The sequence below is a fragment of the Mesorhizobium sp. M0998 genome, from assembly GCF_040318885.1.
In the GTDB taxonomy this organism is placed as follows: domain Bacteria; phylum Pseudomonadota; class Alphaproteobacteria; order Rhizobiales; family Rhizobiaceae; genus Mesorhizobium.
This window is the reverse complement of record NZ_JAMYND010000013.1, coordinates 53,373-78,831: the sequence shown is the minus strand read 5'-3', so window position 1 is coordinate 78,831 and position 25,459 is coordinate 53,373. Positions and strand designations below refer to the sequence as shown.

The window sequence follows — 25,459 nt, the reverse complement described above, 5'->3', positions numbered from 1 at the left end:
CGCTCGGGCCATTCGTCCCGGCGCGGTTTCGATCGCGCCAAAACCGGCCCGGCAAAGCTCCTGTTACAAAGTGACAGAATCAAGAAGGGCCGCACCCCGCGGTATTTAAACAAATGAAGCGTACTTACCAGCCGTCCAAACTCGTCCGCAAACGCAGGCACGGTTTCCGCGCCCGCATGGCCACCAAAGGTGGCCGCGGCGTCGTCGCAGCCCGCCGCAACCGCGGCCGCAAGCGTCTCAGCGCCTGAGCACCAAGCGAGAGACAAGATCGTTGCCCGCAACCGGCAAGCCAACGGGTGCCCATCCCAAGCGGCTTCTGAAGCGCGCGGAATTCCTGGCTGTCCGCCGCGGCGAAAAGCGCCGCGGGCGGCTTTTCCTCGTCGAGGTCCTGGGCCGCGGCGACAGCGAGGCGCCGCGCGTCGGCTACACCGTCACCAGGAAGGTCGGCAACGCCGTCGTTCGCAACCGCGTCCGGCGGCGGCTGAGAGAAGCCGTGCGCACGCATGCCGCGGATGACATGGCGCCGGGCAATGATTATGTCATCGTCGGGCGCGAAGACGTGCTTACCACTCCGTTCGGCCAGTTGAAGGCCGAACTCTCCCGCAGATTGCGTGGAACACGATAGGCCAAGGGCTTCGATGGAAAACAACCGCAACTTCTTCATCACCATCGCACTGTCGGTGCTGATCCTGGCGCTTTGGCAATATTTCTATGTGATGCCGCGCAGCGAGATGCAGCGCGAAGCCGCCCGCATCGAAGAGCAGCGCGTGGCGGAGCAGAAGAAGGCCGCCCAAGGCACCAGCCCGGGCGCCAGCGAAACACCGGTGCAGCCGGGCGCCATTCCGAACGCGCCTGGCGGCGAAGCCGTCACCGCGGCCGGCCGCGACCAGGCGATTGCCTCGACCAGCCGCGTCAAGATCGACACGCCGAGCCTCGAAGGCTCGATCAACCTCACCGGTGCGCGCCTCGACGACCTCCGGCTCAAGCACTACACGGAGACGGTCGACAAGACTTCGCCCGAGATCGCGTTGCTCAACCCGGCGTCCCTGCCGAACGGCTATTTCGCCGAGATCGGCTTTTCCGGCACGCCGGATGTGGGCAGGCTGCCCGGCCCTGACACGGTCTGGCAGACCGACGGCAATGCGACTCTGACGCCAGCGACGCCGGTCACGCTGACCTTCACCAATGACAAGGGCCTGACCTTCAAGCGCACCTTCTCTGTCGACAGCCAATATATGTTCACCGTGTCCGACACGGTCCAGAATGGGGGCTCGGCACCCGCGACGTTGTCGAACTATGGCCGCGTCACCCGTTTCGACAAGCCGGCTATCGCCAGCACTTATGTGCTGCACGAGGGCCTGATCGGTGTTACCGGCAGCGAAGGCCTACAAGAATACAAATACTCCAAGGTCGAATCGGAGAGAGAATTCAAGCCAGGCAAGTCGACCGACGGCTGGCTCGGCATCACCGATAAATACTGGGCGGTGACCCTGGTGCCGCCGAGCGGCCGCGAATTTCAGCCCAAATTCTCTTATTTCGAGTTCAAGAGCGGGCCCCATCCGCACAGCTACCAGTCCGATTTCCTGTCCGATCCGGTCACGATCGCTCCCGGGCAATCGACGACCGTGGAATCGGAGATATTCGCCGGCGCCAAGGAAGTTTCGACGATCAACGCCTATGAAAAGGACCGTCATATCCGCCAGTTCGACCTGCTGATCGACTGGGGCTGGTTCTATTTCATCACCAAGCCGATGTTCTGGCTGATCGACACGCTCTACAAATTCTTCGGCAATTTCGGCCTGGCGATCCTTGCCACCACCGTCATCGTCAAGGCGCTGTTCTTCCCGCTCGCCAACAAGTCCTATGCGTCGATGGCGAACATGAAGAAGGTGCAGCCCAAGATGCTCGAGATCCGCGAGAAATACGCGGACGACAAGATGAAGCAGCAGCAGGCGATGATGGAGCTCTACAAGACCGAGAAGATCAATCCGCTCGCCGGCTGCTGGCCGGTGGCATTGCAGATCCCGGTGTTCTTCTCGCTCTACAAGGTGCTCTACATCACCATCGAGATGCGGCACGCGCCGTTCTTCGGCTGGATCCAGGATCTGGCGGCGCCGGACCCGACATCGATTTTCAACCTGTTCGGGCTGATCCCCGTTACCTTGCCGCACATGCTGATGATCGGCGTCTGGCCGCTGATCATGGGCGTGACGATGTTCCTGCAGATGCGCATGAACCCGACGCCGCCGGACCCGACGCAGGCGGCGATCTTCACGTGGATGCCCGTGATCTTCACCTTCATGATGGCGGGTTTTCCGGCCGGCCTCGTCATCTACTGGGCCTGGAACAACACGCTGTCGATCCTGCAGCAGGGCGTGATCATGAAGCGGCAAGGCGCCAAGATCGAATTGTGGGACAATCTGGTCGCGCTGTTCCGTAAGAAACCGTCGCCGGCGGAATAGCCGGCACTCCGACGATGCGAGACCAAAAAGCCCCGGTTCGTCCGGGGCTTTTTGCACAAGCTGCCCGCCTGGATTAAGCGATTGGTACTGCCGGACGGATCGCGCTATTTTGACCTGCCTGGCAGTTGCTCGACGGAGCTCGATATGACCGGACCCAATCCATCGATCAAGCATCCGATCCCGTTGCACACGCGCGTCGGCTTTCTGAAGCCGCTGGTGACGGCGCCGAATATCGAGATCGGCGACTTCACCTATTATGACGACCCTGACGGACCCGACAAATTCGCCGAAAAATGCGTGCTGCATCATTATTCGTTCATCGGCGACAGGCTGATCATCGGCAAGTTCTGCGCCATTGCCGAAGGCGCGCGCTTCATCATGAACGGCGCCAATCACGCCATGTCCGGCTTTTCGACCTATCCGTTCAACATCTTTGGTCACGGCTGGGAGGAAGGTTTCGACCCGGCGACATGGTCGAAGGAGGTGCGTGGCGACACAATCGTCGGCAACGACGTCTGGATCGGCATGGAAGCGGTTATGCTGCCCGGCGTGAAGATCGGCGACGGTGCCATCGTCGCGGCAAAGTCGGTGGTGACGCACGATGTGCCGGCCTATGCGATCGTCGCCGGCAATCCGTCGAAGGTGGTGAAGATGCGCTTCGATGACAGGACCATCCGGCGGCTGCTGGCGCTGGCGTGGTGGCACTGGCCGGTAGAAAAGATCAGCCGCAATCTCAATGCCATTCGTGGCAGCAACATTTTTCTTCTGGAGGCAGCGGTTTGAACGCGTTGAACAAGACCACGATCGGCATCGAATTGTTCACGCGAGCCTGGATATTCATCCGCGGCGTGCCGGCAATGAAATTCCTGCCGCCGGAGGGTCCGCCCGAGATCGCCTTTGCGGGCCGCTCCAATGTCGGCAAATCGTCGCTGATCAACGCGCTGGTCAACCAGAAGGGGCTGGCGCGCACCTCCAACACGCCGGGCAGGACGCAAGAGCTCAACTATTTCGTGCCTGGCGGATTTTCGGGAGAAGGCGCCGATCTGCCGCCGATGGCGCTGGTCGACATGCCAGGCTATGGCTACGCCACGGCACCGAAGGAAAAGGTCGACGAGTGGACGAAGCTCGTGTTCGACTATCTGAAGGGCCGGGTGACGCTGAAGCGCGTCTACGTGCTGATCGATGCCCGCCATGGCATCAAGGCCAAGGACGACGAGGTGCTGTCGCTGCTCGACAAGGCGGCGGTGTCGTATCAGATCGTGCTGACCAAGACCGACAAGATCAAGGCGGCGGGGGTACCGCGACTGGTCGAGGAAACGCTCCAGAAGATCAAGAAACGCCCGGCGGCCTTCCCCTTCGTGCTCGCCACGTCGTCGGAAAAGAGCGAGGGCCTCGAGGAATTGCGTGCGGCCATCGTGCTCGCCGCCAATGGCGGATAGGCCACCGACCCTGGCAGCCTGTCAGGCGGGGCTGGAGGCCCGTTCCTGCTCTGCAAGCTGTTCGGTGCCGTAGGCCTTCAGGAACACATCGACGCCCGACCTGACGATGTGTTCGATCTCGGCCACACTTGGCGCCTTGGTGCGATAGGCGAAAATGCACTGGCGGAAAAGACCGGCCAGACACAGCTCGGTGAACTGATAGGCGGCAAGCTCGACGTCGTCGATCTTCAGCAGGCCGCGTTCGATAGCCATGTTGAGGAAAACGACGACCCTGTCATGGCCACGCTTCGGGCCGCGTTCGTAGAACCGGGCACCAAGCTCCGGGATGCGTTCCGAGGCGCCGATCACCGTCCGCTGCGCCAGGATGACCCTCGCCGAAGTGATCTTCATGGACAGCACGATGCCGAACTTCACCAACGTCTGGCGAAGGTCGCCGATCTGATCGAGCACCTCGTACATGTTCTTGAAAATCGTGCCGCGCTCTTCCTCGATCAGCGCTTCGAAGAGCTCTTCCTTGTTGGCGAAGTAGACATAGATGGTGCCCTTGGACACGCCGGCCTCGCGCGTAATGTCGTTCATCGACGCGGCTTCGAAGCCCTTTTCGATGAAGACACGGCGCGCACCGTCGATGATCTGGCTGCGCTTGACCGGGTCTTGACCCGCGGCCGGGCGGCCGCGCGGCAGGCTGTCCAGCAGATCGCACTGGTCCTTGCCAGCGCTGGGCAATGGGCCTGAATCAGGCAAAGGAGCGGCCTTGGGGGCTTCGGCCATAATGTCACACCTCGTAAAATAATTCGAACCATCCGGTTCGATTGCTCTTGATATGGTCCTCTTTAAGCGCTAAGTCAACGTCGAGATCGAACCGAACGGTTCAGTCTGACAAAATTCAGCGCCAGTTAATTTAGAGAGATATCATGTCCTCGAACGCGCCCACCAGTGCCGAAGTCCGCCCCTTCCCCAATGCCAAGGTCCAGCCTGCGATCGAAGCGCCGGAAACCCCTCTCAAGCCCGCCGACGTCACCCCGCTGGCTCCCGCCAAGAAGAAGCGGTCGATGGGCTCGATGTTGTTGCCCATCATCGGCCTGGCCCTGCTAGGCGCCGGCGCCTGGTATGGCTATGATTACTGGACTGACGGGCGCTTCATGATCACGACTGACGATGCCTATGTCCAGGCCGACACGGCGTTCATCTCGCCAAAAATCTCGGGTTATGTCGATCAGGTCAAAGTGACCGAGAACCAGCAGGTGAAGGCCGGCGACCCGCTGCTGATCGTCGATGACGGTGACTACAAGATAGCCGTTGCTCAGGCGGAGGCGCAGATCGCCACGTTGAGCAAGACGCTCGACCGCATCGATGCCCAGACCGAGGCGGCGCGCGCCTCGCTCAAGCAGGCGCAGGCGCAGAAGACGGCCGACCAGGCCGCGGCCGATAATGCGAAGCGAGCTCAGGTTCGTGCCGCCCAGTTGCTCAAGACCCGCGTCGGTACCCAGGCCCAGTTGGACGATGCCCAGACGGCGGTCGAGCAAGCCAATGCCGCACTAGCCGGCGCCGACGCGCAGATCGCGGCGGCTCAGGCGAATATCGGCGTGCTCCAGGCGCAGCGGGCGGAATCGGCAAGCACGCTGGGCTCGCTGCAGCTTGCCCACGACAAGGCGGTGCGGGATCTGTCCTTCACCGTGCTGCGCGCACCCTATGACGGCGTGGTCGGCAACCGCTCGGTCGAGCAGGGCGACCTGATCAGCCCCGGACAGAAGCTCGCCGTCGTCGTGCCAATGGACAAGCTCTACATCGTTGCCAACTTCAAGGAGACCCAGCTTGCCCGGCTGGTGCCTGGTGAAAAGGTCAGAGTGTCGGTCGACGCGATCGACGGTCAGGACATCGAGGGTACCGTGTCGTCGCTGGCCCCGGCTTCGGGAGCAGTGTTCTCGCTGCTGCCGCCGGAAAACGCCACCGGCAATTTCACCAAGGTGGTGCAACGCGTTCCAGTTCGCATAGACGTGCCCGCGGATGTGCTGAAGACGGGCAAGCTGCGCGCCGGCCTGAGCGTCGTCGTCGCCGTCGACAGCCGCACCGCGCCTTCCGCATCGAAGTAAAGCGGAACCGGGAGCAAGGGTCATGGCGACCGCAACCCTAACTGCAGGATCGGCGCCGGCGCCAGCCATACCGGTGCCGGTCGACCACATCTCGACGCGCCGCGTCATCGCCTTCCTGGCAATGGTGTTCGGCATGTTCATGGCCATCCTGGACATCCAGATCGTCTCGGCCTCGCTGGCCGAGATCCAGGCGGGCCTCAGCGCCAGTTCGGACGAGATTCCGTGGGTGCAGACGGCGTATCTGATTGCCGAGGTGGTGATGATCCCGCTGTCGGGCTTCCTCAGCCGGATGCTGTCGACGCGGGTGCTGTTCACAATCTCGGCGGCAGGTTTCACCGCGGCCAGCGCGCTGGCGGCGACCGCAACCAATATCGACCAGATGATCGTCTACCGCGCCGTGCAGGGCTTCATCGGCGGCGGCATGATCCCGAGCGTCTTTGCAGCCGCCTTCACCATCTTCCCGCCGTCGCGTCGCGCCATCGTCTCGCCGATGATCGGCCTGGTGGCGACGCTGGCGCCAACCATCGGCCCGACCGTCGGCGGCTATATCAGCCATGCCATGTCCTGGCACTGGCTGTTCCTGGTCAACGTCGTGCCCGGCATTCTGGTGACGACGGCTGCCTGGTCGCTGATCGACTTCGACAAACCCAATCTCAAGCTGTTCAGCAAGTTCGACTGGTGGGGGCTTGCCGGCATGGCCGCCTTCCTGGGCTGCATGGAATATGTGCTGGAGGAAGGTCCCAACAACGACTGGCTGCAGGATCAGGCGGTGTTCATCTGCGCCGTCATCATGACCTTCGGCGCGGTGCTGTTCTTCTGGCGCGTGTTCACCGCCGAGGAGCCGATTGTCGATCTGAGGGCTTTCAGCAATATCAATTTTGCCTTCGGCTCGTTGTTCTCCTTCGTCGTCGGCATCGGCCTCTACGGTCTGACCTATCTTTATCCGGTGTTCCTGGGGCGGATCCGCGGCTACGATTCGATGATGATCGGCGAGGCGCTGTTCGTCAGCGGCCTGGCCATGTTCTTCACTGCGCCCATCTCCGGCATCCTGTCGAACAAGATGGACCCGCGCATCATGATGATGATCGGCTTCTTCGGCTTCGCCACGGGGACCTGGTGGATGACCCATCTTACCGCCGACTGGGATTTCTATGAACTGCTTATCCCGCAGATCCTGCGCGGCTGCTCGATGATGCTTTGCATGGTGCCGATCAACAACATTGCGCTCGGAACCTTGCCGCCTGAGCGGCTGAAGAATGCGTCTGGCCTGTTCAACCTGACCCGCAATCTCGGCGGCGCCGTCGGCCTGGCAGTCATCAACACCGTGCTGATCGACCGCAATGCCTTCCACTACGCCAGGCTCTCCGAGCACGTGCAATGGGGAAGTGCCGCTGCGCAGCAGAAGCTGCAGAACATGACGCTCAACTTCGAGCAGACCGCCGGGCTCGACGCCTCCAAGGCGGCCATCTCCAAACTGTCAGGCATGGTCCAGCAGCAGGCGTCGCTGCTGTCGTTCATGGACGTATTCTTCATGCTGACGGTTTTGTTCGCGACGCTTGGGCTATTCACCCTGGTGATCCGCAAGCCAGCCGCTCAGGGCGGCGGTGGCGGAGGCCATTGAGGCGCGCTGGATCCCCCGCCTGGCGCCCTCGCGCATGACCCCGAAAAGCGATTTTCGGGGTCATGCGCAAAATCAACCATTACGAAGTCCTCTCGCGCTCCGACAAAGTCAGGGTCGCAGCCGTCCTCACGCCGTCGCCGGCTTGAAGGTCAAGGCAACGCCATTGATGCAGTGTCGCAACCCGGTCGGCGGCGGACCGTCGTCGAATACGTGGCCGAGATGGCCGCCGCAGCGGCGACAATGGACCTCCGTGCGGGTCATGCCCAAAGACCTGTCCACGGTCTTGCCGACGGAATTCGGGATTTCCTGCCAGAAGCTCGGCCAGCCTGTACCGGAATCGAACTTGGTCTCTGACGAATAGACCGGCAGGCCGCAGCCGGCGCAAGCGAAGATGCCTTTGCGGTGCTCGTTGAGCAGCGGACTGGTGCCCGGGTATTCCGTGCCCTCCTTGCGCAGCACATTGAAGGCCGCGTCGGACAGGATGGCGCGCCACTCGGCTTCGGTCTTGGTAACCTCGAAAGTCTCAGCCGCGCGTGCATCCTGGGCTCCGCCCATGCGCAGCGCGGTGGCGCCTGCGACAACGCCAATGGCTGCCGCACCACTCAAAAGAAGCTCGCGACGGTTCATGGCCATTCCTCCTGTCATTGCTTGTGCCAAATTCGACCGCCACACGGAAATCAAAAGCCGGTGACGATCGCTGTCCTCAAAGCGGGACTCCGCGCCTATCCACATCTTGCGTGAACGGCGCGGAGCGTGCGCAGGGAGGCCCTTAGCGATATCTTCGCCGGCAGCGTGCGTTTGTTACATCTTCGGCAGGAGAACCTTGTCGACGACGTGGATGACGCCGTTGGACTGCTCGACATCGGCGATCGTCACATTGGCGACGTTGCCGTTCTCGTCGGTCACGGTGACCTTGCCGCCGTCGGCCTTGAGCGACAGTTCGCAACCACCGACCGTCTTGACCTTGTGGGTGCCGCCGTCGTTCTTGACCATCTTGGCGACGTCGGCGGCCATCGCTTTGGCGCCGATGACATGGCAAGTCAGGATCTTGACGAGCTTGTCCTTGTTTTCAGGCCTGAGCAGCGTCTCCACCGTGCCGGCTGGAAGTGCCGCAAAGGCCTCGTTGGTCGGCGCGAACACAGTGAAGGGGCCAGCGCTTTGCAGCGTATCGACCAGGCCGCCTGCCTTGACGGCAGCGACCAGCGTCGTGTGGTCCTTCGAGTTGACAGCATTTTCGACGATGTTTTTCTGGGCATACATAGCGGCGCCGCCGACCATCGGATTTTGAGCATAGGCAATGGTGGCGAGCGCGGAAATGGCGACCGTGCCGGCAAGCAAAAGAGTGGCGAATTTACGCATGATTTCAATCTCCTCGGGTTATCGTTCCCCTCATTTGGGAACGCAAGGAGATACGCGATAGAAATGCTGGAGTTTCGCCCTCTCCGCAAAAAAATATTTTGTCGCTGCAATTTGCCTAGCGCGGATCGACAGCCGCCAACAAGCTTTGCAGGCGTCTAAATCACGGGAGATAGATTTCAGGTCTGCTTCCCGCGATGAGAAGCGGTCAGATGCTCTTCAGATCGCCCGCTGCGACCACCGGTCCAGTCGGCTGGCCGGTCGGTGAACCGCCGGCCGGCTCAACGCTGACCGCAAGCACGGCGCCTTGCGCCAATTTCTCCTGGACGGCGGGCGGGATGGCCAAATGCGCGGTCGCACCGGCCGGGATGACGCCCATCGACACCGGCGCCTTCTTGCCTTCGATCATCCACAGTTCGAAGTCCTTGCCGGCGGCCCGCTCACCGGAAACGTGAGAAAGACCGACCTCGTGACGGGCGGCATCGTAGACGACGAGATATTTGACGTCGCTGCCTTCGGCCGCCAGCGAGGCGACAAGCCGCGCCTGCGGCGGTTCGGTGGACGGGCGGAAGTAAGGCACGGCGATGTAGATCGCCAGCGCCGCAATGGCGGCGGCGGCAAGACCGCGCCAGAAGCCAAGGCTCGACCACAGGCCGGCGCGCGGCTCTGCAGCGAAAAGCCGGCGGTCCAATGCTTCCTTGACCCTGATCGGAGGCTCTGTCTCCGGATAGGCGGCGGCCATCGGCGAAAGATGCGCCTCCCAGGCATCGACAAGGCGCGCGAAGGCGGCGTCCGCATCGATGCGGCGCGACGCGATCTCGCGTTCATCGGCGGCCAGAACGCCAAGAACGTATTCGGCGGCGAACAGGTCGTCGCCCCCACGTTCCGGTCCATTGTCGTCAGCCAGCGTCATCTTTCCAGGCATTCTCTCAGTTTCAACAGACTGCGCCGCAGCCAGGTCCGCATCGTGTTCAGCGGTACGCCATAGCGCTCCGCCAGTTCGGCATAGCTTTTGCCATCCAGATAGGCGCCCCGAACGGCCGCCGCCCGATCCTTCTCCAATTCCTCGAGACAATGGTAGATGCGTTCGGACTCACCGCCCGCCACGGCCATGGCCTCCGGCCCCGGCGCCGGATCGGCCACGTCGAGCGCGGCATCGATATAGGCGGCAGGCTCTCGCCGCGCCCTGATCCGATCGATCGCATGATTGCGCGCAATGGCCACCAGCCAGGAGATCGGGCTCAGATCCGAAACGGCGAAACGGTCCGCCTTCGTCCATATCTTGACGAAGACCTCTTGAAGCGCTTCTTCAGCATCTCCCCGATCCTTCAATACACGAAGGCAGACGCCGAAAAGTTTCGCGCTGGTCTGCCGGTAGAGCAGATCGAACGCAGCCCGGTCCTTCATCGAAGTCCGGACAATCAGGTTGCTGATGTCCTGCGGCGTCATCCGCCGCCAAATTAGGCGATTGCAATGCATTTGCAACGACTGAAATGGTCTTGCGCACCGGCAGCGCCAGCCTCGATTGCCAATGAAATCGCCGCCCGCTAGCTTGCAATGAGCGGGAGGGCGACCATGTCGATCGAGCGGGTTCTGTGGGAGCATGACGCAACCGGCCAGGCCGCACTCGTGCACAAGGGAGAGATCACACCGCAAGATCTCGTCGATGCGGCGATCGCCCGGGCCGAGGCCACCCTGCCGGAGATCAACGCCATCGCCGAACCGCTTTTTGAGGCGGCGCGGGCGCGAGCGAAAACCGTCGACCACAAGCTGCCGCTTGCCGGAGTGCCCTTTGCGCTGAAGGACCTCGGCATCGCCATGAAAGGCGTGCCGACGCATGGCGGCAGCCGCATCCCGGCCTTCACCCCCGATTTCAGCTCGGTGATGACGGAACGCTATCTGGCCGCCGGCCTGATTCCGATCGCCACCAGCACCGCACCCGAACACGGGCTGAGGCTGGTGACCGAATCGGCGGCTTTCGGCATCACCCGCAACCCATGGGACACCGCGCATACGACCGGGGGTTCCTCAGGCGGTGCGGCTGCGCTGGTCGCGGCCGGCGTCGTGCCGGTGGCGCATGCCTCGGATGGCGGCGGCTCAATCAGGGTGCCTGCGGCCTGTACCGGGCTGGTCGGGCTGAAGACGTCGCGCGGCCGGGTGCCCTTGACGCCACTCGTCACCGAAAGCTGGTACGGCTTCGTCGTCGACCATGCGCTGGCTCGCTCGGTGCGCGACACGGCCCTGCTGCTCGACCTGACCCACGGGCCCGACCCGCTGTCGCCCTACGCGGCACCCTCGCCGAACGGCAGTTTCACTGCGGCCGCCGGGCGCGATCCGGGCAAGCTCAAGCTCGCCTTCTATCGAAAATCGCCGCTCGGCCTGCCGATATCGGAAGAGACGTTGAAAGCTCTGGATGCGGCGATCGGGCTGGGGCGCGAAGGCGGACACAGCGTCGAGGAGATCGACCTGCCCTATATCGATCGCGATTTCATCGCCGATTTCGCCAGAACCGTCGCTGCGGCGGTGGCCGGCACGATGCGTGGCGAGGCCTTGCGCGTCGGCCGCTCCATCTCAGGCGACATCGAACGCGCCACGCGCGTGATGAGCCGGTTCGGTGAAATTCTCTCGGCCGGCGAAATCTATGCCGGCCTGCAGCGGCTGCACGCAACCTCGCGCCGGCTTATCACCGAAACCGCGCATTATGATGCAGTGCTGATGCCTGTCATCGCGCACCCGCCGCTCGCCTGCGGCACCATGGACCCGAAAGGCGCCGACGAATTCATCGAGAATGTCCTGGACAGACTGCGCCTCGCCGGCCTGCTGAAGTTCAAGCCGCTATTCGGCCAGCTGATGGACAAGAGCCTGTGGTTCACCCACTGGCCGGCGATCCAGAACGTCAGCGGGCAACCGTCGATCACGCTTCCGGTTTACGTCACCGATGCCGGCCTGCCGCTCGGCGTCCAGGCCGCCGGCCGCCCCGGCGACGAGGAAACGCTTTTGTCGTTCGCCGCGCAGATGGAAAGGATCTCGGGCTGGCTGGGCCGACGGGCGCCGCTGCAGCGGCCGGCATAGGCGGTGATTTGATCGATCGTGACAGCAAAGCCGTTTGCCCCGTCGTCTAATTCCCGCTAAGACGCCGCCGTTCATGCCAAGCTGGGAACCACGCCGATGACGGATGTCGCCGCCACCGCCGAAATGCAGGCCGCGCTGCTTTCAAGGGCGCTGCCCTACATGCAGCGCTACGAGAACAAGACGGTCGTGGTGAAATATGGCGGCCACGCGATGGGCGACATCGCGCTCGGCAAGGCTTTCGCCCGCGACATCGCACTTTTGAAACAATCCGGCGTCAACCCGATCGTCGTGCATGGCGGCGGGCCGCAGATCGGCGCCATGCTCGCCAAGATGGGCATCGAATCCAAATTCGAGGGCGGCTTGCGCGTCACCGACCAGAAAACCGTCGAGATTGTCGAGATGGTGCTGGCCGGGTCGATCAACAAGGAGATCGTCGCGCTGATCAATGCCGAGGGCGAGTGGGCGATCGGCCTGTGCGGCAAGGACGGCAACATGGTGTTTGCCGAAAAGGCACGAAAGACCATGATCGATCCGGATTCCAACATCGAACGGGTGCTCGACCTGGGCTTCGTTGGTGAGCCTGTCGAGGTCGACCGCACATTGCTCGACCTCCTGGCGCGGTCCGAAATGATCCCGGTGCTGGCGCCGGTGGCGCCCGGCCGCGACGGCCATACCTACAACATCAACGCCGACACTTTTGCCGGCGCCATCGCCGGCGCCTGCCAGGCGACGCGCCTGCTGTTCCTTACCGACGTGCCCGGCGTGCTCGACAAGGACAAGAAGCTGATCGACGAGCTGACCGTGGCCGAGGCCAAGGCCCTGATCAAGGATGGCACGGTCTCGGGCGGCATGATCCCCAAAGTCGAGACCTGCATCGAGGCAATCGAGCGCGGCGTCGCAGGCGTCGTCATCCTCAACGGCAAGACGCCGCATGCGGTGCTGCTCGAGCTGTTCACCGAACACGGCGCCGGCACGCTGATCGTGCCGTGAGGCCGGGTGTCTGAGGGGCTCAAGCGTTTGGCGAAATAGCGGTCACGGACTTACGCGGCAGGCGTTCGACAACCATCGATTCCTCTTCCTCGTCTTGCGGCGCGCCCCAGAATTCGGCGAGCGTCGGGCCATTTTTGAGGCGGCGGTGGCGGACCAGAAAGCCCCAGACTTCGCGAAACCAGACGCGGCGGCCCATTCTGGTGTACCAGCGCATCGAATGCCTTTGCTCCGGATCCTTGTGGAACAGGATGCGCGCCAAGGCCTTGGGCCGCGACTGCACCGCCAGTTCGATCAGCTTGACGGCGAAGAACAGCATCCACGGCTTGAGGCGGGTCATCCGCAGGACCTGATGCTTGTAGTCCCACAGGCGGGCGTCCAGCTGGATCACCTTGCGGTCCCTGGCAATCCTGAAGAACGGCGTCCAGCGATGCGGCGTCACATAGAGCGCCTGGATCTGGTCGGGGTCATAAGCGATCAGCTGGCGGAAGCCGCGCCAGAGGTCGCGCAAGCCTTCGTCCTCGAAACCGGCCACCCAGGTCGCCATCGACAAGATGCCGTTGAGGCGCAGCAGCCGTATCGCCTCGCGGTCGGATGAGGTGCTGCCGCCCTTGCGGATCAATGCAAGCGTCTGCTCGTCGGTGTTTTCCATGCCAAGCAGCCAGCGGATGACGCCGGCCTGGCGATAAAGATGCAGACTCTCGGCGTCGCGGACGATGTCGTCGGCGCGGGTGGAGCCGACGATCAGCACCGGCACATTCTCGGCGATCATCGCATCGAGAAAGGCGCGCCAGGCTTTTTTGGACGACGTCGGGTTCTCGTCGGCAAGGTTGATCAGTTCGACGCCATGCTCGCGGTATAGCCAGGCAATCTCCCGCGCGAACTTCACGGGGTCGCGGTGCCGCCAGCGCGTCCAGAAGCCGCGCTGGCCGCAATAGTTGCACAGATGCGGACAGCCTCGCGAGAACTGCATGACCACCGCGCGCTTGCCTCCCCAATAGCTGTAGCGACTGAAATCGATCAGTTCCCAGCCGATGCGGTAGTCGTCCAGGTTGGCGATCGTTCTTGCCGGCTTGGTGGCAAAGGGCTGGCGCAAATCGTCAGGAAAGGCGATGCCCGCCACATCCGACAGCGGCTTGCGTTTCTCCAGCGCTTCGGCAAGCGCCACTATGGTCGCCTCGCCCTCGCCACGAACGATGACATCGAAGGCATCCGTTTCGGCCAGTATGTCGCGCCAGTGATAGGTCGGAAACACGCCGCCATAAATCAGGATTGCCGCCGGATCGATGTGCTTGACCATGCCGGCGATCAGCAGGGCTGTCGGATGCGCAGACGTCGAGCCGGAATGGCCGATCAGAATGCAGTGGGGATGGTCGCTCAAGGCGTCCCGGACCAGCGTGGCAAGCGCCATCGGCCCGAATTCGGCGTCCACAAGCCGCACTTGATGTCCCGCGTCGATCAGCGGACCGCCCAGTGCCAGCAAACCGAGCGGCGGCAGATGGTCGTCCGGCACACGGCTGCCGATGGCGGTATGCGGCGGGTTGATCAAGACGATTTTCATGGCGGGCCTTATGCAATGGCGGTCCGCATGTCGTAGTCGGCGATCTAGTTCCGGAGATTGGCTTGCTTCAGCAGTTTGTGTGCAGCTTTTCCGCAGAAATGCCTATCGTCTGAGATGTGCAAGCGGCACATGGCCAGGCCCCTTGATGTTCTGCAGCACAAGCTGCGTGTGTACGTCGCGCACGCCTTCGAGCCGCATCAGCCGGTGCATGACGAAGGCATTGAGCTCGTCGACCGACGGCACCATGACATGCAGCAGGAAATCGTAGTCTCCAGTCATCGTCCAGCACGACGACACCTCGTCCATGCGCTGCACGGCGGCGATAAAGGTTTCGGGCGAGCCGTCGCTGTGGGTTACGAGGCGCACCTGGATGAACACTTCGACCATCAGCCCGACGGCGCGGCGGCTGAGCACCGCAGCAAAGCCCTTTATGATGCCCGCCTGCTGAAGGGCCTCGAAGCGCCGCGCGCAAGGTGTCGTCGACAGCCCAATCTCCTGCGCCAATTCGGAGACCGGCTTGCGCCCGTCGCGCTGCAGGATGTCGAGCATCTTGATCTCGAATTCATCAAACTGAGGCATTTTCACTCTCCCAAAGCTCGATCGTGGAGTCTTTTACCTCCAACCCCGCATTTGAGCCACCATCAAAGCTGATTTGCCTCGCGCCATCCCGCTAGAATTTCCGGCAATCCGCTGATCATGATTTCCAGGGAGAGCAAGCCATGACAATGAACGTTGCCGACTATGCCCGCGAATGCGCTGCGCGAGGCCTTCGCGGCGATTATTCGGTCTGCCGTACCGATTTCACCGTGGCGCAGGGCTACAATTATAGCGACGAAGAACAGGCGGTGTGGCGCACGCTGTGCGACCGCCAGACGAAGCTGACCAGGAAGCTCGCCCACCATTCCTACCTCGACGGCGTCGCGGCACTCGGTCTTCTCGATAAGATCCCGGATTTCGGTGCGGTCAGCGAGAAGCTGCGCAAGTTCACCGGCTGGGAGATCGTCGCCGTGCCGGGGCTCATTCCCGCCCAACCGTTCTTCGACCACCTCGCCAACCGCCGGTTCCCGGTCACCAACTGGCTGCGAACCCAAAAGGAGCTCGACTACATCGTCGAGCCCGACATGTTCCACGATTTCTTCGGTCACGTGCCGATCCTGACGCAGCCGGTCTTTGCCGACTTCATGCAGATGTATGGCAAAAGGGCCGACAGCGTGATTGCGCTCGGCGGCGACGAGATGATCACCAGGCTTTACTGGTACACCGTCGAATACGGGCTGATACGCGAGCCGGGCCAGCCGCTGAAGGCTTTCGGCGCCGGGCTTATGTCATCCTTCACGGAGCTTCAGTTCGCGGTCGAAGGCGGTGAGGCGCACCATGTCCCCTTCGACCTGGAAACCGTGATGCGCACCGGCTACGAGATCGACAAGTTCCAGCGTGCCTATTTCGTGCTGCCGTCGTTCGCCGCCCTGCGTGATGCTTTCGAGACCGCCGATCTTGCGGCGATCGTGGCGCGCCGCAAAGGCGAGCCAGCGCTCGACCCGGCGAGCCTATAGGCTGTCGGCTGTTTCCAAAGCCTCGGCCTTCAGCCGGGCCAGCTGGTCGCGCTGAAGGTCGAGCGACGCCGTAACGAAGCGCAGGATCGTGGCGAGCTCAGTGTCGCTAAATGTGGCGATCACCTTTTCCCCCTCCTGCGCGATCGCGCCATAATAGCGCGTCGATAGTTCTCGCGTGAGTTCCGTCGCCTCTATGACCACCTTGCGCCTGTCCTCAAGGCTGCGCGTTCGTGTCAGCAGGCCGCGCGCCTCCAGCCGGTCGATCAGCGCGGTGACCGCGGCCGGCGTCAACCCTGTTGCGGCCGCGACCTCGCCAGCCGATCGCGGGCCGCCATAGAGCAGCGCCAGGCAATGGCGTTCCGCCATACTCAGCCCAAGCCTATCGCCCACTGCCTCGTCATAAGCCTGCGTCGCGTCCTGCCAGCCCATAATGGCAAGGCTGATGGCGGTCTTCATGTCGGCCCGATTCATGCTTGACGAATTTATTTCGATCATCTAACTATCAAACTGCCTAACATTATGGCTATTATAGTAATATGCTGCATCAGGCGCAAGGCAAGGCCTGTCGCAGCCTGCAAGGAGTGAAACATGAATCAGACCCCGACGCGCGGCCCACTCACACCGGCCGAGGAGTTCAAATATGCCAAGCTGGCGATGGAGTGGTATGGCTGGGGCTCTCCCATTGGCCTTGGCATCGCTCTGGTGGCGGTGGCGGCGGCCGCCCTGCTGTTCCGCATCGCCATCTTCGGATTTTGACGGTCTGGCAGCGGCGCGGTTGAATGCAGCAGAAGGCTTAGGGCCGAGCTCAGGCGGCTTCGGAAATATCGCGGTCGATGATCGACAGATTACGGCCGCGATGCTTGGCCTCGTAGAGCCGCTGGTCGGCGGCGCGCATTAGCTCCGACACTGCGGCGTCTCTGCCGCAGGTGATGCCGCCAATACTGACTGTCAGCGGAACCGTTCGTTCGTCGACGGGCCGGAAACGGATACGCTCGACTTCACGGCGGATGCGCTCGGCGATGCGCCTGGCCTCGTGTTCGGTGGCACCAATCAGAAGGGCGCAGAATTCCTCGCCGCCGATGCGGCCAAGCACGTCGCCGCTGCGCACGCCACGCTCTATCGCGTTTGCAATCAGGAGCAGCGCATCGTCGCCGATCAGATGGCCGTAGCTGTCGTTGATGGTCTTGAAATGGTCGGCATCGACGATCAGCAATGCCCCGCGATCGGATTTGCGCCGGGAGCCGTCGAGAGCGGCAAAGAAACTTTCGCGGTTGAGCATGCCGGTCATGTCGTCGCGGCTCGCCTTTTCCGCCAAGCGCCTGTGCGCGGCGGCGAGTTGGGCATGGGCGCGGGCGAGCTCGCGATGCGCGGTCTGCAACCTTTCGCCCTGCCAGAACGTATAGGCGCCGACGCTCCAGGCCAGCGCGAGCGGGCACACGGTGGATGTCAGCCAGATGGTGCGATTGATCGAAAATCCCATTGCCGGCACAACGATCAGCGTCAGCAAAAGCGAGACCGCGACGGAGGCGAAAGCGATGGCGGCAGACTTTAGAAATATGCGATTCATCGCTTGCTCCCACTGGTCCGTCTTGGTTCCAGCAAAGCGCTGAATGTCACCTTTCGGCGATGCTTAAGATTTTAATCATGGCGCCATTTTTACCACCCAGGGCGCGCATAGGTTGTGGATAAACCTCCTGTTAGAAAGATCGTTTCGTGCCATAAGGACGTATGACGACACTTCCCGACCCCGCCCGCTTTGCCCATGTCACCGACTGGGTGTTCGATCTCGACAACACGCTTTATCCGCATCATTCGAATCTGTTCTCGCAGATCGATGTGAAGATGACCGCCTACGTCGGAGAATTGCTGACGCTGCCGCGCGAGGAAGCACGCAAGCTGCAAAAGGAGCTCTATCGCGAATATGGCACGACGCTGAACGGATTGATGACGCGCCACGGCATCGACCCCGACGATTTTCTCGAGAAAGTGCACGACATCGATTATTCCTGGCTGGTGCCCGATCCCGTCCTCGGCACCGCCATTCGCCAGCTTCCCGGCCGTAAATTCATCTTCACCAATGGCGATCGCCGGCATGCCGAACGCACCGCGCGGCAGCTGGGCATTCTCGAGCATTTCGACGATATTTTCGATATTGTCGCAGCCGGACTGAACCCCAAGCCGGCGCGGCAATCCTATGAAAAATTTGCCGAACTCCACGCCGTTACCGGGCAAAATGCGGTGATGTTCGAAGATCTTGCCCGCAACCTGTCGGTGCCGAAATCGCTGGGCATGACCACGGTGTTGGTGGTGCCGCGCAATTTCGAGCCGACCTTCTCGGAAATCTGGGAACGCGACCCGGCCAACGAGGACGATGTGGACTTCGTCACCGACGACCTCGCCAGCTTTCTCACGGCGATCGTGGAAGTCCCTGCTTGAGGCAGCCGGCGCGCTTCAAGTCCTTGCTTGCATGTCAAAGTTTATAGAAGCGGCTGACGATCCCCCAGGCCTCGTCGGCGGTGTCGACGAAATCGATGATATCCTGATCGCCGGGTGTGATCGTGCCTTGCTCGGCGAGGAAATCGAGGTCGATCGCCTTTGCCCAGAAAGCCTTGCCGAACAGAATGACCGGCACGCGTTCCATGCGGCCGGTCTGGATCAGGGTCAGCGTCTCGAAGAACTCGTCCATCGTGCCGAAGCCGCCTGGAAACACCGCAACGGCCTTGGCACGCATGACGAAATGCATCTTGCGGACCGCGAAATAGTGGAAGTTGAAGCAGAGTTCCGGCGTCACGTAGGCGTTTGGCGCCTGCTCGTGCGGCAGCACGATGTTGAGACCGATCGATGGCGCGCCGACATCGTCGGCGCCACGATTGCCGGCCTCCATGACGCCCGGCCCGCCACCGGTCACCACGACGAATTCGCGATAGTACGAGGTGGCCGACTGCTGTGAGCAGAGGCGGGCGAATTTGCGCGCCTCCTCGTAATATTTGCTGTTTTGCTCGAGGTTCTTCTTCTGCGTCTCGTTCTTGGCCGCCCAGGCTTCGCCGCCGGGCTCGGGAATGCGCGCGCCGCCGAACAGGATGACGGTCGATTGGATGCCGCGCTCGGCCAGGATCATCTCCGGCTTCAGCAGTTCGAGTTGCAGCCTGACCGCGCGCAACTCGCGCCGCGTCATGAAATCGGGGTCGTTCCAGGCCAGCCGATATGTCTCCGCGCGCGTTTGCGGCGTGTCCGGCACGCTTTTCGATCGCTCCAGATCCTCGTCCGAATGCGGCAGCGGCGTCCATCCCGCCTTTTCCATGGGAGTCATATTTGCTTTACCCGTCCAATCATTCACCTGCGCCGTCCCGTGACGCTGCCGCGATTGACCCTCCCCAAGCCTTCACATAGGGTCCGCGCGACTTTCAAACAGGTTAAGGCGCCGGCCCTTAACAGCTTGGTAATGGAGCGAATTCATGTCGAAGCCCGATCTCGCGAGCCTCGAGGAGATCATCGAGAACGCCTTCGAGGAACGCGACACGATTTCGACCGCAACCCGCGGCGAGACGCGCGAGGCCATCCAATCGGCGCTCGACCTGCTCGACCGGGGCGTCGCCCGCGTCGCCGAGCGGCAGGCCGACGGCAAATGGCACGTCAACCAGTGGCTGAAAAAAGCGGTGCTGCTGTCGTTCCGGCTCACCCCGATGGAGATCATAAAGGGTGGTCCCGGTCAGGCGGTATGGTGGGACAAGGTGCCCTCAAAATTCGACGGCTGGAGCGCCGTCGATTTTGAGAAGGCGGGCTTCCGCGCCGTGCCGTCGTCGATCGTGCGCCGCTCCGCCTATGTCGCGCCCGGCGCCGTGCTGATGCCGTCCTTCGTCAATGTCGGCGCCTATGTCGACAGCGGCACCATGGTCGACACCTGGGCTTCGGTCGGCTCCTGTGCCCAGATCGGCAAGAATGTGCATCTGTCGGGTGGCGTCGGCATCGGCGGTGTGCTGGAGCCGATGCAGGCCGGCCCAACCATCATCGAGGACAATTGCTTCATCGGCGCCCGTTCCGAAGTGGTCGAAGGCTGCATCGTTCGCGAAGGCTCGGTGCTCGGCATGGGCGTCTTCATCGGCCAGTCGACCAAGATCGTCGACCGTGCCACCGGCGAGATCTTCTACGGCGAGGTGCCGCCTAATTCCGTCGTCGTCGCCGGCTCGCTGCCGGGCAAGCCTTTTCCAAACAACGAGCCCGGCCCCAGCCTCTACTGCGCCGTCATCGTCAAGCGGGTCGATGCCAGAACCCGTTCCAAGACATCGATCAACGAATTGCTGCGCGATTGATCTTTCTCAACGAATACGGACGGAATTCGCTTGCCTGATAGATCAGACCTCATCTGGCTTTTCTTCAAAGCTTCGGGCCGCGTCAGCCGCGCGGCCTATTTTCTTGGAGGACTGCTGGTGGCCATCATACAGGCCTTCCCGCTCTACCGTTTCACGCTGGTGCCGGAGGGCACCACCGAGAGCAACATGTGGTCGTTCATTTTCTTCATCGCCTTCATTGCCTCGCTTTGGTCGAACGTGGTGCTGGCGGTCAAGCGGTTGCACGACCTCGACAAGCCGGGCGTTGCAGCGCTGGTGCTGTTCGTGCCGGTTGTCTCGATCATCGCTTTCCTCGTGCTTTGCCTGTTTCCAGGGCAACCCGGCCCCAACCGCTACGGCAAGCGCACCAACGCCCCGGCCGAACCCTGAGCACCGATCGGACATTTCGTCATGCGCTACCGCTCGCTTGATCCGAAACTGATCCTCGAAACCGCCGAACGGCTGGAAGGGCGCGTCGCCGAGCGCTTTCCCGATGCAGGCTTGCGCGGCGTCGCCGCCGAGCTCGTGTCGCTGTCGCGCGATCTGGCAAAGGCAGCCAAGGCGCTGGAGGCGCCGATCTGGTGGCTGCGCGGCCTCATCATCGCCGCCTTCGTCGTCGGAGCGCTGATGTTCCTGTTCGTCGGCACAATCCTGCCGCTCGGCCGCATCTCGGGAAACCACGATGCCTTCCAGTCGGTGCAAGGCATCGAAGCCTCCCTCAACATGATCATCCTCGCGGTGCTGGGCTTCCTGGCCCTGATTCGCTCCGAGGAGCGGATCAAGCGCAAGCGGGTGTTTCGCCAGCTCCACGGGCTGCGGTCGCTGATCCACGTCATCGACATGCACCAGCTGACCAAGGATCCGGCAACGCTTTCAGCCAGTTTCAAGCCGACTGCGCATTCGCCAGCCCGCATCACCAACGCCGCCGACCTTGCCCGCTATCTCGACTACTGCTCCGAAATGCTGTCGATCACCGGCAAGATCGCCGCGCTGTTCGCGCAATCGGTGAATGACGCCGTGGTCATCGACGGCGTCAATGACATCGAGAACCTGGCTTCGAACCTCTCGCGAAAGATCTGGCAGAAGATCACGCTGATCGAAACCCCTCATGGGCAGCCGGCACGTGCGGCGAAGACCGATCCCGAGCCGGGCCCGCCGCGCCGGCCTGCAGTCCGCAGACGACCGGGGCCGGCAAGCTAAAACCGGCAACCCGGCGGCAGATCCGCTAGAGCGGTTCATCGTTTCGCAGAAACGCCGAACCGCTCTATCTTTTTTGTTTTGACGCAATTCCGGACGGAAAACCGCTTCACACTTTTCCTGGAATTGCTCCAGAGCGGCGGAGCGGGGAGTTCCGAAAGCCCGGTTTGCGCCGGATGCTCTAAGCGAATGTTAATCACCCTGGCCCAGCATGCCGGCGAAGACTGTGTCGACCGGCACGGAGCGCTCGACTGGCAAGCGACCTATCCCTGATCACCAAGGAGCCGCGCAAAACGTGGAGCGCCGCCGCTCGCCTCTTTGCCTGGTTCTCTTCGCCGATGAAATTGGAACCGGAAGCTGTCCGCGCTCGGCTTCTCGACACCACCTTCGACCGCAAATTCGCAGTCCTGTTCGGCACCATCAGCGTTCTGTTGGTTGCAGTCAGCGCCGCTCTTGCCACCGGGGATTGGTGGCCCTACGCCTGGATTGCCGCCGACCTGATGCTTTTCACCGTCCGCGTTCTGCTGATGCGGGAATGCGAGCAGGCCAGCAGGCGCGGCTCGAAAGGGCCGCTGGCGGGCCTGATGGCAGCCAGCGGCGTCTGGTCGGTCGTTTTCGGCCTCGGCTGCTATGGCTGTGTTGCCAGCGGGAATATGGCGCTTTCCGTACTTGCCGCCTTGAATGTCGCAGGCGTCGTCGGCGTGGTGTCGTCACGCAATGCGGCGACCCCGCGCTTCGCCATATTCGTCATGTTGGCCGTAAGCCTGCCTTACGTGGTCGGTGCATTGTTTTCTGCGGCGCCCGGAATGCCGATCGTCGGAATTCAAACGCCGTTCTATGTGGCCGGCGTCATCATCGTGCTGCTTCAGAACCACGCAATCAATGCCCGCATGATCCGCGCCGAACTGGACAATCGCGACCTGGCCATCAAGGACGCGCTGACCGGCCTGCCAAACCGCATCTTCCTGCAGGAGAAATTGCGCGACATGTGCCGCGACCTTGCGGCGCCGGCCGCCAATGGCGGCAAGCCGTTTGCAGTGCTCAGCATGGACCTCGACGGTTTCAAACAGGTCAACGACCGTTTTGGCCACGCCGTCGGCGACGTGCTGCTGCGCAAGGTGGCCGAACGATTGAAGCGCGGCTTCCGTCCGGGGGACGTGGTCTTCCGCATTGGCGGCGATGAATTTGTCATCCTTTTGCCCGCAACCTCGGAGATCGAGGCCACCTACCTGGCAAAGCGGGCCATCGAAAAGGTCTCGGTGCCTTTCGACCTCGGGGTCGGTTCTGCCATCCATGTCGGCTTGAGCGTCGGCAGCGCCTTCGCACCCGCCGACGGCGGCGATCCGGAAATCCTGCTCACCTGTTCCGACCATGCGCTGTACGAAGCCAAGCGCACCGGCAAGGGCCGTTACTGGGCGCCTGTGCGGGCTACGATCTGACGGACGCGACAACGGCTTCCGGCGACAGGCAGGGCGATCCGCCTCTTTCCTGCTCGACCGCGCGCACCAATGCCGTCACGCGCTTCAGCAACGGCGCCGGCGTGCCGGCCTTTTCGGCCAAACGCAAGGCCGCGCCTTGCAGTTCGCCGATCTCCGAGGGCCGGCGGCGCTGAAGGTCATCCCACATCGACGAACGCGCGGCCGGATCGATGGCAAGCATCCGACGCGCCAAGAACTTGAACAGCCAGTCGGGCAGGCGAAGCACTTTCGGCAGCAGCGCGGGACGCAGGCCGGCGATGCGAGCGGGTTCGATGCCTGTCGCCATCATTGCCGCCAATGCTTCGTCGATCTGGCCGGCCAGGATCAGCCGCCAGCGGCGATCGGCAAGCTCTGCCGCCAGCGGCAGGCCGGAAAGCGCCACCAGCGCGTTGTTGAGGTTGAGCAGCAGCTTGCCCCATAGCACCGCTTCGATGTCACCATGTGTGGCGACGGCAAAGCCCTCGACGTCGAGCAGTTCGTCAAGGCCTGTCGCGCCCTGTTCGATCATCACCTTGCCGCCGCTGGCGCGGTGCAGGCGAAGCGGCAATTCGCCCTCCGGTGATTGGACCACGTTGAACGGCACCATGCCCGCGAGCACCCGCCGGGCGGTGAGATGGGCTCGCAACTTATCGGCATTGTCGACGCCGTTCTGCAGACTGAGTACCACCGCATCCGGTCGGGCATGGGCCGCAATAAGCCCGGCCATGTCTTGCGTCGCGCCGCTCTTGACCGTTAGCAGGATGACATCGGCACCGGGGAATGCCGCGGCCGGATCGGCGGTGACCGACAATGCCTCCGGCTTGACGGATCGGTCGCGGCCATCACGGTCGGTGATGCGCAATCCACCTTTTTGCAGCGCCTTCTCGATGCGAGGCCGCGCCAGCAGAACCACCTTTCGCCCGGCAAGTATCAGGCAGCCGCCGGCGTAGCACCCGATACTGCCGGCACCGGCGATTACGATCGTCCTGCCATGCGTGATCATGCGATGGCCCTGTCCTGGTTGAGAGGCCTTGCCGCAACTTATACGGCATGAAAACCATAATGTCGGCGGCATGGCTGGCCCTTATGTCTGGCCGTGACAGGCCTTGCGCTTTCGACTATCGCTTTTGCCCATGACGCTGCCTACCGATCCGACCAGAAATCTGGCTGCTCTCATCCGCTGCGCTTCCGTGACGCCCGCCGAAGGCGGTGCGCTGAGCGCGCTGGAAGAAATGTTGAAGCCGCTCGGCTTTGCCGTCGAGCGCCCGGTGTTTTCCGAATCCGGCACACCTGACATAGAGAACCTTTACGCGCGGCGTTCCGGCAACGGCCCGCATCTGATGTTTGCCGGCCATACCGATGTGGTGCCGGTGGGCGATGAAACAGCCTGGACGCACCCACCCTTTGGCGCCGAGATCGCCAATGGCGAGATGTTGGGCCGCGGCGCCGTCGACATGAAGGGCGGCATTGCTTGTTTCGTCGCGGCGGTAGCGCGACATATCGCGCAGAAGGGCGGCCCGAAGGGGTCGGTCTCGCTGCTGATAACCGGCGACGAGGAAGGGCCGGCGATCAACGGCACGACGAAGCTGCTCGAATGGGCGGCTGCCAAGGGTGAGAAATGGCATGCTGCGATCGTCGGCGAGCCGACCAATCCCGACGCGCTCGGCGATATGATCAAGATCGGCCGGCGCGGCTCGCTCTCCGGCACGGTCGTCGTCAACGGCCGCCAGGGCCACGCCGCCTATCCGCAGCTAGCCGACAACCCGGTGCGCGGCCTGGTGACGCTGGTCGACGCCTTGCTTCACCCCGTCTTCGACAACGGAACAAGGGATTTCCAGCCGACCAATCTTGAGGTCACCTCCATCGACGTTGGCAACCCTGCCACCAACGTCATCCCGGCGAAGGCGGCGGCTACCTTCAATATTCGCTTCAACGACATATGGACCGCCGAGACGATCCAGGCCGAGATCCACAACCGCCTCGACCGGGCGGCGAAACGCAAGAAATACCGCGCCGGCAAGAAGACGCCGGTCGACTACGAGATCGTCTGGCGCGACGGACCGAGCCACGTTTTCCTGACACGCGACGACAGGTTGATCGAGACGCTTGGCGGCTCGATCAAGGCGGTGACCGGCAGGAAGCCGGCGCTCTCCACCTCCGGCGGCACCTCCGATGCCCGCTTCATCAAGGATTATTGTCCGGTGGTCGAATTCGGACTGGTCGGCAAGACCATGCACATGGTCGACGAACGCGTGGCGATTGCCGACCTCGAGACGCTGACGCAGATTTATCTGCGCTTCGTTGAAGACTGGTTTGCGCAGGACATATCCTAG

At 62.5% G+C, this 25,459-nt stretch carries 28 protein-coding genes; 17 read left to right on the top strand and 11 right to left on the bottom strand.

Annotated elements, in window-relative coordinates:
- Positions 1-113: 113 nt before the first annotated feature.
- From rpmH to yihA, 5 genes are all read left to right on the top strand, one after another.
- A complete protein-coding gene (gene rpmH, locus NKH59_RS14825) occupies positions 114-248 on the top strand; it encodes a 50S ribosomal protein L34 (protein ID WP_008833937.1) in 135 nt (44 codons plus the stop codon).
- Positions 249-271: 23 nt separating this feature from the next.
- On the top strand, positions 272-625 hold the full coding sequence (rnpA, locus tag NKH59_RS14820) for a ribonuclease P protein component (RefSeq protein WP_352769640.1): 354 nt from the start codon (positions 272-274) through the stop codon (positions 623-625).
- A 13-nt stretch (positions 626-638) separates the two neighbouring features.
- On the top strand, positions 639-2,462 hold the full coding sequence (gene yidC, locus NKH59_RS14815) for a membrane protein insertase YidC (protein WP_352539959.1): 1,824 nt from the start codon (positions 639-641) through the stop codon (positions 2,460-2,462).
- A gap of 144 nt (positions 2,463-2,606) precedes the next feature.
- The gene (locus tag NKH59_RS14810) at positions 2,607-3,245 is read left to right on the top strand and encodes a CatB-related O-acetyltransferase (RefSeq protein ID WP_353022237.1); all 639 of its coding nucleotides are present in this window, start codon (positions 2,607-2,609) and stop codon (positions 3,243-3,245) included.
- Positions 3,242-3,901 (top strand): ribosome biogenesis GTP-binding protein YihA/YsxC, encoded by a 660-nt coding sequence (yihA, locus tag NKH59_RS14805; RefSeq protein ID WP_352472343.1) that lies wholly within the window; start codon positions 3,242-3,244, stop codon positions 3,899-3,901. Before NKH59_RS14810 ends, yihA begins: the two co-directional genes overlap by 4 nt.
- Positions 3,902-3,922: 21 nt before the next feature.
- Here the strand turns inward: yihA and NKH59_RS14800 are convergent, their stop codons facing one another.
- Positions 3,923-4,672, bottom strand: a complete 750-nt coding sequence (locus NKH59_RS14800) for a TetR/AcrR family transcriptional regulator (protein ID WP_352539958.1) — start codon at positions 4,670-4,672, stop codon at positions 3,923-3,925.
- A 143-nt stretch (positions 4,673-4,815) separates the two neighbouring features.
- Here NKH59_RS14800 and NKH59_RS14795 point away from each other — a divergent pair, with 143 nt between their 5' ends.
- The gene (locus NKH59_RS14795) at positions 4,816-5,994 is read left to right on the top strand and encodes an HlyD family secretion protein (RefSeq protein ID WP_353022235.1); all 1,179 of its coding nucleotides are present in this window, start codon (positions 4,816-4,818) and stop codon (positions 5,992-5,994) included.
- 22 nt (positions 5,995-6,016) lie between these two features.
- A complete protein-coding gene (locus NKH59_RS14790; protein WP_352682279.1) occupies positions 6,017-7,615 on the top strand; it encodes a DHA2 family efflux MFS transporter permease subunit in 1,599 nt (532 codons plus the stop codon).
- Positions 7,616-7,741: 126 nt separating this feature from the next.
- On the opposite strand, the gene msrB is transcribed toward NKH59_RS14790, so the two are convergent.
- From msrB to NKH59_RS14770, 4 genes are all read right to left on the bottom strand, one after another.
- A complete protein-coding gene (msrB, locus tag NKH59_RS14785) occupies positions 7,742-8,242 on the bottom strand; it encodes a peptide-methionine (R)-S-oxide reductase MsrB (RefSeq protein WP_023677487.1) in 501 nt (166 codons plus the stop codon).
- A 174-nt stretch (positions 8,243-8,416) separates the two neighbouring features.
- Positions 8,417-8,974 carry a fasciclin domain-containing protein gene (locus NKH59_RS14780; RefSeq protein ID WP_023677486.1) on the bottom strand — a complete coding sequence of 186 codons (558 nt, stop codon included), beginning with the start codon at positions 8,972-8,974 and terminating at the stop codon, positions 8,417-8,419.
- 205 nt (positions 8,975-9,179) lie between these two features.
- Positions 9,180-9,884 (bottom strand): anti-sigma factor, encoded by a 705-nt coding sequence (locus NKH59_RS14775; RefSeq protein ID WP_352472348.1) that lies wholly within the window; start codon positions 9,882-9,884, stop codon positions 9,180-9,182.
- Positions 9,881-10,420, bottom strand: a complete 540-nt coding sequence (locus NKH59_RS14770) for a sigma-70 family RNA polymerase sigma factor (RefSeq protein ID WP_352501141.1) — start codon at positions 10,418-10,420, stop codon at positions 9,881-9,883. Before NKH59_RS14770 ends, NKH59_RS14775 begins: the two co-directional genes overlap by 4 nt.
- 126 nt (positions 10,421-10,546) lie before the next feature.
- On the opposite strand from NKH59_RS14770, the gene NKH59_RS14765 reads away from it, so the two are divergent.
- A complete protein-coding gene (locus tag NKH59_RS14765) occupies positions 10,547-12,043 on the top strand; it encodes an amidase (protein WP_353022233.1) in 1,497 nt (498 codons plus the stop codon).
- Between the two features lie 96 nt (positions 12,044-12,139).
- Entirely contained in the window at positions 12,140-13,033 is an 894-nt protein-coding gene (argB, locus tag NKH59_RS14760) for an acetylglutamate kinase (RefSeq protein WP_352472350.1), read from the top strand.
- A gap of 19 nt (positions 13,034-13,052) precedes the next feature.
- On the opposite strand, the gene bchE is transcribed toward argB, so the two are convergent.
- Positions 13,053-14,591 carry a magnesium-protoporphyrin IX monomethyl ester anaerobic oxidative cyclase gene (gene bchE / locus NKH59_RS14755; RefSeq protein WP_353022231.1) on the bottom strand — a complete coding sequence of 513 codons (1,539 nt, stop codon included), beginning with the start codon at positions 14,589-14,591 and terminating at the stop codon, positions 13,053-13,055.
- Between the two features lie 102 nt (positions 14,592-14,693).
- Entirely contained in the window at positions 14,694-15,170 is a 477-nt protein-coding gene (locus NKH59_RS14750) for an Lrp/AsnC family transcriptional regulator (RefSeq protein WP_023677481.1), read from the bottom strand.
- Positions 15,171-15,310: 140 nt separating this feature from the next.
- Here NKH59_RS14750 and phhA point away from each other — a divergent pair, with 140 nt between their 5' ends.
- The gene (gene phhA, locus NKH59_RS14745; RefSeq protein WP_352919941.1) at positions 15,311-16,144 is read left to right on the top strand and encodes a phenylalanine 4-monooxygenase; all 834 of its coding nucleotides are present in this window, start codon (positions 15,311-15,313) and stop codon (positions 16,142-16,144) included.
- Here the strand turns inward: phhA and NKH59_RS14740 are convergent.
- Positions 16,139-16,639: a MarR family winged helix-turn-helix transcriptional regulator gene (locus NKH59_RS14740; protein WP_352539951.1), complete on the bottom strand. Its 501-nt coding sequence runs from the start codon at positions 16,637-16,639 to the stop codon at positions 16,139-16,141. The two genes, phhA and NKH59_RS14740, sit on opposite strands and share 6 nt — an antisense overlap.
- A gap of 93 nt (positions 16,640-16,732) precedes the next feature.
- Between NKH59_RS14740 and NKH59_RS14735 the strand changes: the two genes are divergently transcribed.
- Positions 16,733-16,900, top strand: coding sequence for a hypothetical protein (locus NKH59_RS14735; protein ID WP_352455979.1), 168 nt, complete (start codon positions 16,733-16,735; stop codon positions 16,898-16,900).
- 49 nt (positions 16,901-16,949) lie between these two features.
- Here NKH59_RS14735 and NKH59_RS14730 read toward each other — a convergent pair whose 3' ends face one another.
- Positions 16,950-17,711, bottom strand: a complete 762-nt coding sequence (locus NKH59_RS14730) for a GGDEF domain-containing protein (protein WP_353022229.1) — start codon at positions 17,709-17,711, stop codon at positions 16,950-16,952.
- A 161-nt stretch (positions 17,712-17,872) separates the two neighbouring features.
- Between NKH59_RS14730 and NKH59_RS14725 the strand changes: the two genes are divergently transcribed.
- The gene (locus tag NKH59_RS14725; RefSeq protein WP_352455977.1) at positions 17,873-18,580 is read left to right on the top strand and encodes a pyrimidine 5'-nucleotidase; all 708 of its coding nucleotides are present in this window, start codon (positions 17,873-17,875) and stop codon (positions 18,578-18,580) included.
- Between the two features lie 34 nt (positions 18,581-18,614).
- Here the strand turns inward: NKH59_RS14725 and NKH59_RS14720 are convergent, their stop codons facing one another.
- The gene (locus NKH59_RS14720; RefSeq protein WP_352832661.1) at positions 18,615-19,454 is read right to left on the bottom strand and encodes an LOG family protein; all 840 of its coding nucleotides are present in this window, start codon (positions 19,452-19,454) and stop codon (positions 18,615-18,617) included.
- Positions 19,455-19,599: 145 nt separating this feature from the next.
- Here NKH59_RS14720 and dapD point away from each other — a divergent pair, with 145 nt between their 5' ends.
- The 4 genes from dapD to NKH59_RS14700 all read left to right on the top strand — a co-directional run bounded on the left by dapD (position 19,600) and on the right by NKH59_RS14700 (position 23,108).
- On the top strand, positions 19,600-20,454 hold the full coding sequence (gene dapD / locus NKH59_RS14715; protein WP_023677474.1) for a 2,3,4,5-tetrahydropyridine-2,6-dicarboxylate N-succinyltransferase: 855 nt from the start codon (positions 19,600-19,602) through the stop codon (positions 20,452-20,454).
- 30 nt (positions 20,455-20,484) lie between these two features.
- On the top strand, positions 20,485-20,862 hold the full coding sequence (locus NKH59_RS14710; protein WP_352455974.1) for a DUF805 domain-containing protein: 378 nt from the start codon (positions 20,485-20,487) through the stop codon (positions 20,860-20,862).
- A gap of 21 nt (positions 20,863-20,883) precedes the next feature.
- Positions 20,884-21,672, top strand: coding sequence for a hypothetical protein (locus NKH59_RS14705; RefSeq protein WP_352455973.1), 789 nt, complete (start codon positions 20,884-20,886; stop codon positions 21,670-21,672).
- Positions 21,673-22,007: 335 nt separating this feature from the next.
- Positions 22,008-23,108: a GGDEF domain-containing protein gene (locus tag NKH59_RS14700; RefSeq protein WP_353022227.1), complete on the top strand. Its 1,101-nt coding sequence runs from the start codon at positions 22,008-22,010 to the stop codon at positions 23,106-23,108.
- Here the strand turns inward: NKH59_RS14700 and NKH59_RS14695 are convergent.
- Positions 23,098-24,129, bottom strand: a complete 1,032-nt coding sequence (locus NKH59_RS14695) for a 2-dehydropantoate 2-reductase (RefSeq protein WP_352539948.1) — start codon at positions 24,127-24,129, stop codon at positions 23,098-23,100. The two genes, NKH59_RS14700 and NKH59_RS14695, sit on opposite strands and share 11 nt — an antisense overlap.
- Positions 24,130-24,259: 130 nt before the next feature.
- On the opposite strand from NKH59_RS14695, the gene dapE reads away from it, so the two are divergent.
- Entirely contained in the window at positions 24,260-25,459 is a 1,200-nt protein-coding gene (gene dapE, locus NKH59_RS14690) for a succinyl-diaminopimelate desuccinylase (protein ID WP_353022226.1), read from the top strand.

Excerpts from the sequence above, each read along its gene's own strand:
- rpmH (WP_008833937.1), top strand. The coding sequence starts at position 114 with ATGAAGCGTACTTACCAGCCGTCCAAACTCGTCCGCAAACGCAGGCAC.
- yidC (WP_352539959.1), top strand. The coding sequence starts at position 639 with ATGGAAAACAACCGCAACTTCTTCATCACCATCGCACTGTCGGTGCTG.
- NKH59_RS14810 (WP_353022237.1), top strand. The coding sequence starts at position 2,607 with ATGACCGGACCCAATCCATCGATCAAGCATCCGATCCCGTTGCACACG.
- NKH59_RS14800 (WP_352539958.1), bottom strand. The coding sequence starts at position 4,672 with ATGGCCGAAGCCCCCAAGGCCGCTCCTTTGCCTGATTCAGGCCCATTG.
- NKH59_RS14795 (WP_353022235.1), top strand. The coding sequence starts at position 4,816 with ATGTCCTCGAACGCGCCCACCAGTGCCGAAGTCCGCCCCTTCCCCAAT.
- NKH59_RS14790 (WP_352682279.1), top strand. The coding sequence starts at position 6,017 with ATGGCGACCGCAACCCTAACTGCAGGATCGGCGCCGGCGCCAGCCATA.
- msrB (WP_023677487.1), bottom strand. The coding sequence starts at position 8,242 with ATGAACCGTCGCGAGCTTCTTTTGAGTGGTGCGGCAGCCATTGGCGTT.
- NKH59_RS14780 (WP_023677486.1), bottom strand. The coding sequence starts at position 8,974 with ATGCGTAAATTCGCCACTCTTTTGCTTGCCGGCACGGTCGCCATTTCC.
- NKH59_RS14775 (WP_352472348.1), bottom strand. The coding sequence starts at position 9,884 with ATGACGCTGGCTGACGACAATGGACCGGAACGTGGGGGCGACGACCTG.
- NKH59_RS14770 (WP_352501141.1), bottom strand. The coding sequence starts at position 10,420 with ATGACGCCGCAGGACATCAGCAACCTGATTGTCCGGACTTCGATGAAG.
- NKH59_RS14765 (WP_353022233.1), top strand. The coding sequence starts at position 10,547 with ATGTCGATCGAGCGGGTTCTGTGGGAGCATGACGCAACCGGCCAGGCC.
- argB (WP_352472350.1), top strand. The coding sequence starts at position 12,140 with ATGACGGATGTCGCCGCCACCGCCGAAATGCAGGCCGCGCTGCTTTCA.
- bchE (WP_353022231.1), bottom strand. The coding sequence starts at position 14,591 with ATGAAAATCGTCTTGATCAACCCGCCGCATACCGCCATCGGCAGCCGT.
- NKH59_RS14750 (WP_023677481.1), bottom strand. The coding sequence starts at position 15,170 with ATGCCTCAGTTTGATGAATTCGAGATCAAGATGCTCGACATCCTGCAG.
- phhA (WP_352919941.1), top strand. The coding sequence starts at position 15,311 with ATGACAATGAACGTTGCCGACTATGCCCGCGAATGCGCTGCGCGAGGC.
- NKH59_RS14740 (WP_352539951.1), bottom strand. The coding sequence starts at position 16,639 with ATGATCGAAATAAATTCGTCAAGCATGAATCGGGCCGACATGAAGACC.
- NKH59_RS14735 (WP_352455979.1), top strand. The coding sequence starts at position 16,733 with ATGAATCAGACCCCGACGCGCGGCCCACTCACACCGGCCGAGGAGTTC.
- NKH59_RS14730 (WP_353022229.1), bottom strand. The coding sequence starts at position 17,711 with ATGAATCGCATATTTCTAAAGTCTGCCGCCATCGCTTTCGCCTCCGTC.
- NKH59_RS14725 (WP_352455977.1), top strand. The coding sequence starts at position 17,873 with ATGACGACACTTCCCGACCCCGCCCGCTTTGCCCATGTCACCGACTGG.
- NKH59_RS14720 (WP_352832661.1), bottom strand. The coding sequence starts at position 19,454 with ATGACTCCCATGGAAAAGGCGGGATGGACGCCGCTGCCGCATTCGGAC.
- dapD (WP_023677474.1), top strand. The coding sequence starts at position 19,600 with ATGTCGAAGCCCGATCTCGCGAGCCTCGAGGAGATCATCGAGAACGCC.
- NKH59_RS14705 (WP_352455973.1), top strand. The coding sequence starts at position 20,884 with ATGCGCTACCGCTCGCTTGATCCGAAACTGATCCTCGAAACCGCCGAA.
- NKH59_RS14700 (WP_353022227.1), top strand. The coding sequence starts at position 22,008 with ATGAAATTGGAACCGGAAGCTGTCCGCGCTCGGCTTCTCGACACCACC.
- NKH59_RS14695 (WP_352539948.1), bottom strand. The coding sequence starts at position 24,129 with ATGATCACGCATGGCAGGACGATCGTAATCGCCGGTGCCGGCAGTATC.
- dapE (WP_353022226.1), top strand. The coding sequence starts at position 24,260 with ATGACGCTGCCTACCGATCCGACCAGAAATCTGGCTGCTCTCATCCGC.